The sequence below is a fragment of the Hydrococcus rivularis NIES-593 genome, assembly GCF_001904635.1.
Taxonomy (GTDB): Bacteria; Cyanobacteriota; Cyanobacteriia; order Cyanobacteriales; family Microcystaceae; genus Hydrococcus; species Hydrococcus rivularis.
The window spans coordinates 1-8,535 of the sequence record NZ_MRCB01000063.1; the positions used below are offsets into that span (position 1 = coordinate 1).

The following is an 8,535-nucleotide window of genomic DNA, read 5'->3' on the forward strand; positions in this document are numbered from 1 at the left end:
TCATTGAGAACCGGAATGATAATTGAAATTCTTTCAGTTACTGTTTCCTCTAAAGTCACGAGTTCGCAATTCCTAACTTTAAACCAAACTGCCACCACAACTAGAACCACATCCAGCCGTACAGCCATAACAGTAAGGTGCAGTCCGTATTTCGTCAATTAGGTCTAAAGTGCCAGCTTCTAGCAGCTTGGCAACCGTTAGCGTCTCGCCGTTGCGAGTTTTTGCCGGAAGATTCGCCATCTGGTTAAAGTCGCAGTCGTAGACATTACCTAGATAATCAATCGAAAGTTCATTGCGACACATTAAATGCTCGACTGTACTGGAATTGAAATGAGACTCTAAAAAGTGCAAATAAGGTTTGTACAATTTCTTGTGTTTTAAATGAAATTTAGTCCTACCAAGAGGTAAGTTGGTAATCGCGAACAAATTGTTAAATGAAATGTCAAAATGTTTATATAAAAACTCTTTGTAATCGCGTTCCAGTATTTCTTGATTGGGAGTCAAAGCAAAATTATCTGAAGAAGGAATTTGAGGATTATAGACCAAATCCAGAACTAAATTGGGATCTCGACCATAACCGAGACGATTTAGCCATTGAAGAGCGTGAATTGAAGCATTATAAACCCCTATACCGCGCATTTTATCGACATTATCGGCAAGATAGCAGGGAAGGGAAGCAACAATTCTCAGTTGATGTCGAGCGCAGTATTCTGGAATGTGACCGAACCCTTTTTCATAATAAATAGTTAAGTTAGAGCGCACGATAACTTGTTTGCCCTTGACTCGTGCTGCTTCGACGATTGGCTCAAAGCCATAGAGCATTTCGGGAGCGCCCCCCGTGAGGTCTACAATTTGAATTTGAGGGAATCGATGAATGAGTTCGATTAGCTGGTGACAAACTTCTGGAGAAAGTTCTTCAGTCCGTTTTGGACTTGCTTCTACATGACAGTGGCGACAGGAAAGATTGCAGCGTTTTCCTAAATTAATTTGTAAGACAGTAATTGGCTTTTTAGTCAAAGTCGAATTCAGCTTTTTTCTAAAAGGTGTGATGGCTGAATCTAAAGGAGCATTGATTACTTTTTGGGAACTCATGTTTCACCTATGACTAACCGATCGAGCAATTAACAAGGCAAAATCCAGTAGGTAAGATCGCTGAATCGGGCAGCGATTGCAAAAACGCTGGAAACAACTAACAGCAACCGCCACCGTCGTAGTGCCAAGTCGAATCAGTAATCAGGATATCTTCAGGAAATGATGCTGCTAGTTTCGCGGCAGTTTTATCGCATACAGCAGCAGAAATGCCTCGTTGTAGAAAATGTCCGGCTCCGTCATCGAAAATCGGTTCTCCTCCGGCATAAATAGCCGTCTTCCCAGTAAAAATGCAAGGACCATCTTCAGGAATGGAGACTTTATAGGAAACCGTATCGAGACTTTCTAGGAGCAAATGCTCTTTTAACCCATAGCTTTGGCAATCTAAAAGACGGTAAGGACGACGCGATCGAATTTCTATCTGACCAAATCCCGCGTTGACGAGATGTTCGATGTACTGAACGTAGGTTAGTGCTCCCGATAGACACATCGCCCGCAGTCGTTCGTCTTGTTGTAGGTGTTCGGGAATCGGACGAGTAGCAATGGGATCGCTCATTAGTAAGCGTCCGTTTGGCTTTAAGACTCGAAAAGCTTCTTTTAAAGCTAAGTGCAAATCTTTTGGTTTGAAAATATTAAACAGACAATTCTGTGCCACTACATCGACGGAAGCATCAGCCACAGAGAGAAAAAATGCATCTCCATCTCGAATCTCGACAAATTCAGGGTCAAACCAGGCATTTTCTTGGGCGGCAAGTTCTAGGTTACGAATCGCCGCTTCCCGCATCGCCATCACTGGATCGACGGCAATTACTGTCCCCCGACGGCGGGAAAAATAAGCGAATTGCAGGGCTTCCAGTCCACCGCCAACCCCTACATAAAGAACAGTTGGGGCATTAGCGAGTTCGGCAGGACGCACCATTGTACCGCAGCCATAGTTCATCTCCTGCATCGGTTGCGGAATCTTAAGTTCGGGCAGTTGCAGAGAATTACTTTGGACGCAACACAAACCGACTTGTGGTGTTTGAGCGACTTCGCTATAAAATTGGGCAGTTGTTTCGAGATAGGTCATTTACATCCTTGGCAGATCGGTTTTTTCAATCTTTAAGGAGAAGGCGATCGCAGCCAACAGGGAACAACAGACCGTATATCGTGCGATCGCCTTCTCCCAAGACCGCGCATTGGGTTCTATATTAGGTGATACGAAGCTAACGCTAAAAAGGATTTACCTACTTTGAGCAGAAACTTGCCCCCACGAGGGTGCGATATTTAAGTTATGTACCTTATCTAAATAAAAATTGTTATCCCAATTGGAGACATGAAGCCTCTAAGAGAATTTTGTTTGTGCCTTTTCGATAAAGACCTGATGCCGACAGCATTAAAGGTTTCTGCGGTGGTTGGCTCGATTCTATTTACCATTAATCATGGATCGGCGCTAATCAAAGATCAAATGAATCGAGATCGCTGGTTTTCTGGTGGTTTAACCTATATAGTTCCTTATTTTGTTAGCATTCACGGTCAATGCACGAGTCGAAGCAAGAGGCACTAAAACAGGAATTTGGGAGCAACAGAACTGCGGTGAAATTTAACCACATCCTTTTTTACGTTAGCTTCGTATCACTATTGAAGCCAAACTCAAATAGATTTTTCAATTTAAAAAGCTAGATGTATTTCTTGCTTTTATGTCAAGACCCAGGTCTAAATGATGTTGTCCAATCAGACGGATACAGAGATATTTCAAGCTTTGCGATCGGGAAACTTGTTAGCCTTGGGCATCCTGTACGAGCGCTATGGAGAAGTCGTTTACCGAGTGGCACTGCGAATGCTAGGCAATGCCCAAGAAGCTGAAGACCTAACCCAAGAAGTGTTTCTTTATCTCTGGGGCGGTGGTACTTATGACTCCAAGCGGGGTTCGATGCTGGTTTTTCTGACGACTCTAACGAGATCGAAGGCGATCGATCGCCACCGTCAGATCCGTGCCCAATGGCAACGTATTCAACGATGGTTTCACAGTTTTCCCCCTGAGAGTGGCAGTACTTTGATGGAGAAGGTAGCTCTTAAAGAAATATCCTGTCGCGTCCGCGAGGCACTTGCCGAACTGCCAGCCAACCAGCAGCAGGTTCTAGAGATGGCGTACTATGACGGTTTGAGTCAATCAGAAATTTCTGAAAAATTAAATATGCCCATAGGAACTGTGAAAACCTATAAGCGCAAGGGTTTGTTAAAGCTCAGAGAAATATTGCAAGATTTAGTGGAGTAGCAATGGTAGACTTTCGGGACTCAGAAGAAATCAAAGAACTTTTAGCCAGTTATGTTCTGGGAGACCTGACGAGCGAAGAAGTCGCTTCGGTTAATCAGCTATTGGAATCTCATCCCGAATTAAAAGCCGAAGTAAACCGCTTACAAAAAACGTTAGCTCTGTTTCCTTTAGCGTTGCCAGAAGCGGAGTTACCCCCGACGTTAGGATCTCAAATCTTACAGACTGCATCGGGAGCGGTTGCCAGTTCGACTGCTTCAACGTCAAGCCGGGTTGGAAGGAGACTAACCGCTTGGCGTAACGTTGTCGGGAGTGTTGCTACTTTCGTTGTCGTCGGACTCGGCTTCTATAGTTATCGCTTACACCAGCAGGTCGTTGCTACTCAAGCTGAACTATCCCGCTATCAAGACGCGATCGCCCTACTGCGTCAGCCTCAAAACCGATTGCTATCGCTAAAAGGAACGAAGGCAACTCCTGCCGCTTCTGGAAGTTTGGTGGTCGTTCCCCAGTCGGAAGCGATTGTTGTGACTCTCCAGAATTTGACTCCTCTACCCAAAAGCAAGATTTATCGATTGTGGGGAGTTGCTGACGGTCAAAAAATTTATTGCGGTGAATTTAATGCCGACTCTCAAGGAAGAGTATTGGTGAAACTCCCACTAGATGCTGAGATGTCGAATTCTTCTTCAGTTGTTATTACTGTCGAGCCATCAGAAAAACTCTCTTATCCTACCGGAGAAACGGTGATGACAGGGGGTATATCGCTGTAAGATTTTTCTTTAATGAAATTTGTAAACTTTAGCTGAAGTTAAATCCTTTTAAAAGAGCAGCTTCGTAATAGAGGTAAAGAGAGCCTAAAGAGATTTAAAGATTTACACTCCGTCAGGCTACCTGCTCGGTTTTATTGTCTTCCCAGTATTTAAATTCGCGAAGCTAGGATTTCACGAAGTTAGAGGAGGCTCCGCCGTCTCACGGCGGAGTATCTCTAACCACATCAAATGAAAGATTAAAGCCCGTGTTTGATGAGAAATTTTCAAGAGGGAAGTCAGTAGTCGTTCAAATTCTTTAAAAACCTCAACGCAGTCTCAGTGATGGTGCTGTCGTTGACCAGTCTCCTATGGAGGTTAGAAAAATGTCTAGAATTATTACTCGATCGAGGTTGCAACCAATGACCGCTCAGCTGCTAGGTGCTGGTACTCTAGTTCTGCTGTCTAGTTCTCTGTTCGTCCTACCTGCTCTTTCTTTTCCCCTTGGTAATGGACGGACGACTTTTGAGCGATCTCCAGAGCTAATTCGAGCCGCCACTAATTTTAATCAGGCAGGAATGTCGGGAGCGGCTTATCATTTCACAATTAAGGTACCAGAAAATGCTGGAGAACCTCTGCAAGCCGTTACCATTTCCCAACGTCAGGGTCGCAGTCCAATCGAGTTTGAAGTCAGTAAAAGTCGTGCCTTTGAAGGCGATAGTTTTGCTGGCGGTACTGAAATGCCCCTAGCAAGCATTGGTGGCTCCCAGTCCGCTAACGGCGATGTTACCGTCGTTTTCGCTCCTCCCGTCCCTCCAGGTAAAACTGTAACGGTTGTTCTTAAGGCAAAACGCAATCCTAATTTGGCAGGGATTTATTTGTTTGGTGTCACCGCTTATCCAGTGGGTGAAGGTAGTCCTGGTTTGTATTTGGGATCGGGTCGCCTCGCTTTTGATAGAGGAAACTAGAAAAACTATCTCTTCAACGAAATCAAAAAATTCACAAACAGGGAGAGTCTTTTTCTCTCCCAGGAGGATGATTATGTTATTGAAAAATCTGAAAGTTTTGATTCGTGCGCTACCGTTATTATCTTTAGGGGCAATCTTATCCGCTCCGGTGTTGGCTGACCCCACCACTCAACAAATCCCTACATTTGATAGAACTCACCACCTTCTCAGCCAACTGCGAGGACATGATACCTACAAAGGAGAATCGCAGCTAGAGTTTTCTGATTATCTCTTCGGTACTGTAGTCGGTCAAACTGGGGATATTTTATCGGTAAAGCTCGAAGATGGAAGGCTCTTTAGCGGCACGCATCCGAACCGATATCTCTATCGGCGTGTCAATAAAGTTGGTGCTGATGTTTTGGTCGAGGAGGAGGATGGAGAGTATCGCATTGTTGATTTTGCTCATCCTAATTGGATTGGAGAACTAGAGCAGAATTACAATTTACGCCGTTAGTTTTTAGAAGGTAGCGCAGTTCTTCCCCTACGCTACTCTTCGAGCTAGGCTAAAGCTTGCCAGACAAGTAAGATCGGAAATCTTCTGGAAATTTGTCTGGGATGCGATCGCTCTTATTTTCCAACTTGTTAAAACAAAAAGGCAAGGAATACCTTGCCCGAAGATTAAACGTTTGGGATGAGACTAGGCTCGTGCTGCGGCAACGCCAGCTACTTTCCGATATGCTTCTACTGCTGTCCGACAAGATCTAGCACAGTTTTGACAGTGTTCGTTGTCATGTTTTTCGCACTCACTAGCACAAGCTTCGCAGATATCAATACAAGAACGAACGACATTGGAAATAAAGCGCGAAGAGCGACTCATAAAACCTGCGATCGTCCAGCAAATTTGAGCGCAGTCTCGGCAAAGACGTACACATTCTGGCATACTGCCTAAGCATTCGTCGGCACAATGTTCGCACTCGTAAGCACAATGAATTGCTGCGTCAATACTAGTTTGATACTCTTGATGAGGCATAGTAATGTTTGCCCAAGTCTCGCTCTAAAAGGATACAGATTGAGTTACTGCTTGCAAATCGTTTCCCGAATCGCCAATGCTGTCGCAGGTGCCAGTAAAACCCCATTGCGATAGTGACCTGTAGCCAGTAGCACATTGCCATAACCGGGTAATTGACCAATAATCGGTGCAGGTTCTCCTTCTGGGCGAGGACGTTTTCCGAACCAGGTACGAACGATTTTTGCCTCAGCTAAAGTCGGACAAAAAGAAATCGCCACTTGTCTGACTTTTTCTAAGGCGGCGGGTTTGGCAATAACTTCTCCCGTCTCGTCGGGGAACTCTACTGTCGCACCCACCCAATATTCGCCGTTGTCAATCGGCACGATATGGAGATCGTCCCCAGTAATGACGGGTTGAAAATCTGGGTTGCCCAAAGGTTTGTTAAGCTTGAGTTGCAATGCTTGTCCCAATACAGGACGCACGTCTACAGATTTTGTTAAAGAAGCGGTTAGCGGGGTAGATCCCAAGCCCGCTGCAATAACCAACCAATCGACATCTAAGGCTTCATCCTCAATGTAAACGCGATCGCAGCGACGCATATTTGAGCCATCGGGGTCGGTTATCGCGATTTTTTGAATTTTAACTCCAAAATGACAGTTAACGCCATTTCTAGACGCTCCTGCGACTAAAGCTTGAGTCAGGGTGGTAGGATTCACCTGGCGATCGCAGGGAGAATAAACAGCACCGATAATTTCTTCAGATTGGATTTGGGGACATTTTGCCTGAAGGCGTGTCAAATCCCATATTTCTAATTCCCACCCTTGAGAACGCCGAATTTCGCGCAATTTCTCCCACCTTTCTAATTCTTCCCCAGCCAAACGCAGCATGACAATTCCTTGCCGATTAAAGGGGATTTGCATGCCCGTGAGGGATTCTAATTCTGGAATTAGAGTTTCATAGCGTTCCAAGCTTGCTTGACGCAACTGCCACGCTCTCCCTTTGATTTTGTGACTAATTGCCCCCATGAGAACGCCAAGGGCAGCACCAGTAGAACCGGAGGCAGGAACCTTTTCGTCGAGGAGCGCAATCTTTAATCCCGGTACTCGACTGAGTTCGTAAGCGATCGCGCCTCCAACGACACCGCATCCAATAATTACTACTTGATTCATAATAAGTGAGATTAGTACGCTACAGTAAATGAGCAAAGAAGCTTTGCAACTTTTGGGAGGCTGTCGTGAACTGGTGGCAAAAACTCAAGAACAATCCTCTAGCTCGTTTTGGGGCGATTTTACTGCTAATTTTTTATTTGGCAGTCATTTTTGCCGATTTCGTTGCCCCTTATAATCCTTACGCCTCTCAAACAGATGGTTCTTTGTTGCCACCCACCAAAATTTATTGGCGCATTCAGGAAGGTTCCCAGCAAGGACAGTGGATAGGACCTCACGTTTATCCGACAACTCAAAGTCAAACCGACTTAGAAACAGGCGATCGTAAGTTAATAATAGATTATAAAAACCCTTCGCCCGTGCGCCTGTTTGCGAAAGGGGATTCCTATAGATTATTTCAAATTCAGCTTCCTTTACCCCCTACCTTTGAAGAAGTCGAACTGTTCCCTGGCATTCCCTTTGATAGACACCTATTCGGAACAGAAGGGAAAGGTAAGATAAATATACTCGGAACCGACGAACAAGGACGAGATGAATTCAGCCGTCTCGTTTTTGGCGGTAGGATCAGTCTTTTTATTGGTTTGGTTGGAATTGTGATTTCTTTTCCCTTGGGAATGCTCATTGGTGGGATTTCTGGCTATTTTGGCGGCTGGCTGGACGTTTCTTTAATGCGACTGGTTGAAGTCTTGATGACGATTCCTGGGATTTATTTGCTCGTTGCCCTAGCGGCGGTTTTGCCGCCTGGTTTATCGAGTGCCCAACGCTTTTTGCTGATCGTTCTAATTACTTCCTTTATCAGTTGGTCTGGACTAGCAAGGGTGATCCGAGGGCAGGTTCTTTCGCTCAAAGAACAAGAATTCATCCAAGCTGCGCGGGCAATGGGAGCAAAACCGCTTTACATTATCATCCAGCATGTATTGCCTCAGACTGCTAGTTACATTATTATTTCAGCAACTCTGGCAGTGCCAGGATTTATCGTTGCTGAATCCGTTTTGAGTCTCATTGGGTTAGGCATCCAGCAACCCGATCCCAGTTGGGGCAATCTTCTTTCGCTATCGACCAATGCTTCAATTATCGTGCTACAGCCTTGGCTAATTTGGCCTCCAGCGATACTAATTATTTTGACCGTGTTGGCATTTAATTTGCTCGGCGATGGTTTGAGAGATGCCCTCGATCCGAGAAGTTTACAGAGAAGAGAATAAGAAAATTGAAGATGACAAAGCGATCGCTCTTTAGAGGATATCTGAAAAGTCTTTTTAATATTATTTAATATAATAGTTACTAATTTTGTAGACAAATATCTACTCAAGCTTGATAAGGTTTAAAC

Annotated in this window: 10 protein-coding genes; 6 read left to right on the top strand and 4 right to left on the bottom strand. The window is 44.7% G+C overall.

Annotated features, from left to right (window positions below):
- Positions 1 to 78: 78 nt before the first annotated feature.
- Together arsS and arsM are read right to left on the bottom strand one after the other, a co-directional pair.
- Entirely contained in the window at positions 79 to 1,092 is a 1,014-nt protein-coding gene (gene arsS / locus NIES593_RS23035; protein ID WP_073601789.1) for an arsenosugar biosynthesis radical SAM (seleno)protein ArsS, read from the bottom strand.
- Between the two features lie 97 nt (positions 1,093 to 1,189).
- Positions 1,190 to 2,158: an arsenosugar biosynthesis arsenite methyltransferase ArsM gene (gene arsM / locus NIES593_RS23040; RefSeq protein WP_073601790.1), complete on the bottom strand. Its 969-nt coding sequence runs from the start codon at positions 2,156 to 2,158 to the stop codon at positions 1,190 to 1,192.
- Between the two features lie 294 nt (positions 2,159 to 2,452).
- Here arsM and nrtS point away from each other — a divergent pair, with 294 nt between their 5' ends.
- From nrtS to NIES593_RS23065, 5 genes are all read left to right on the top strand, one after another.
- Entirely contained in the window at positions 2,453 to 2,635 is a 183-nt protein-coding gene (gene nrtS / locus NIES593_RS23045; RefSeq protein ID WP_073601791.1) for a nitrate/nitrite transporter NrtS, read from the top strand.
- Between the two features lie 156 nt (positions 2,636 to 2,791).
- Positions 2,792 to 3,346: a sigma-70 family RNA polymerase sigma factor gene (locus tag NIES593_RS23050; RefSeq protein WP_073601792.1), complete on the top strand. Its 555-nt coding sequence runs from the start codon at positions 2,792 to 2,794 to the stop codon at positions 3,344 to 3,346.
- Between the two features lie 2 nt (positions 3,347 to 3,348).
- A complete protein-coding gene (locus NIES593_RS23055) occupies positions 3,349 to 4,110 on the top strand; it encodes an anti-sigma factor (protein WP_073601793.1) in 762 nt (253 codons plus the stop codon).
- Between the two features lie 398 nt (positions 4,111 to 4,508).
- Complete coding sequence (locus NIES593_RS23060; protein WP_245817723.1) at positions 4,509 to 5,054, top strand: DUF2808 domain-containing protein; 546 nt, start codon at positions 4,509 to 4,511, stop codon at positions 5,052 to 5,054.
- A 73-nt stretch (positions 5,055 to 5,127) separates the two neighbouring features.
- Positions 5,128 to 5,547, top strand: coding sequence for a hypothetical protein (locus NIES593_RS23065; RefSeq protein ID WP_139253795.1), 420 nt, complete (start codon positions 5,128 to 5,130; stop codon positions 5,545 to 5,547).
- 183 nt (positions 5,548 to 5,730) lie between these two features.
- On the opposite strand, the gene NIES593_RS23070 is transcribed toward NIES593_RS23065, so the two are convergent.
- A complete protein-coding gene (locus NIES593_RS23070; RefSeq protein WP_073601796.1) occupies positions 5,731 to 6,063 on the bottom strand; it encodes a four-helix bundle copper-binding protein in 333 nt (110 codons plus the stop codon).
- Positions 6,064 to 6,107: 44 nt separating this feature from the next.
- Entirely contained in the window at positions 6,108 to 7,211 is a 1,104-nt protein-coding gene (locus NIES593_RS23075) for an NAD(P)/FAD-dependent oxidoreductase (RefSeq protein ID WP_073601797.1), read from the bottom strand.
- 65 nt (positions 7,212 to 7,276) lie between these two features.
- On the opposite strand from NIES593_RS23075, the gene NIES593_RS23080 reads away from it, so the two are divergent.
- Positions 7,277 to 8,410, top strand: a complete 1,134-nt coding sequence (locus tag NIES593_RS23080) for an ABC transporter permease (protein WP_073601798.1) — start codon at positions 7,277 to 7,279, stop codon at positions 8,408 to 8,410.
- The last annotated feature ends 125 nt before the right edge of the window (positions 8,411 to 8,535 follow it).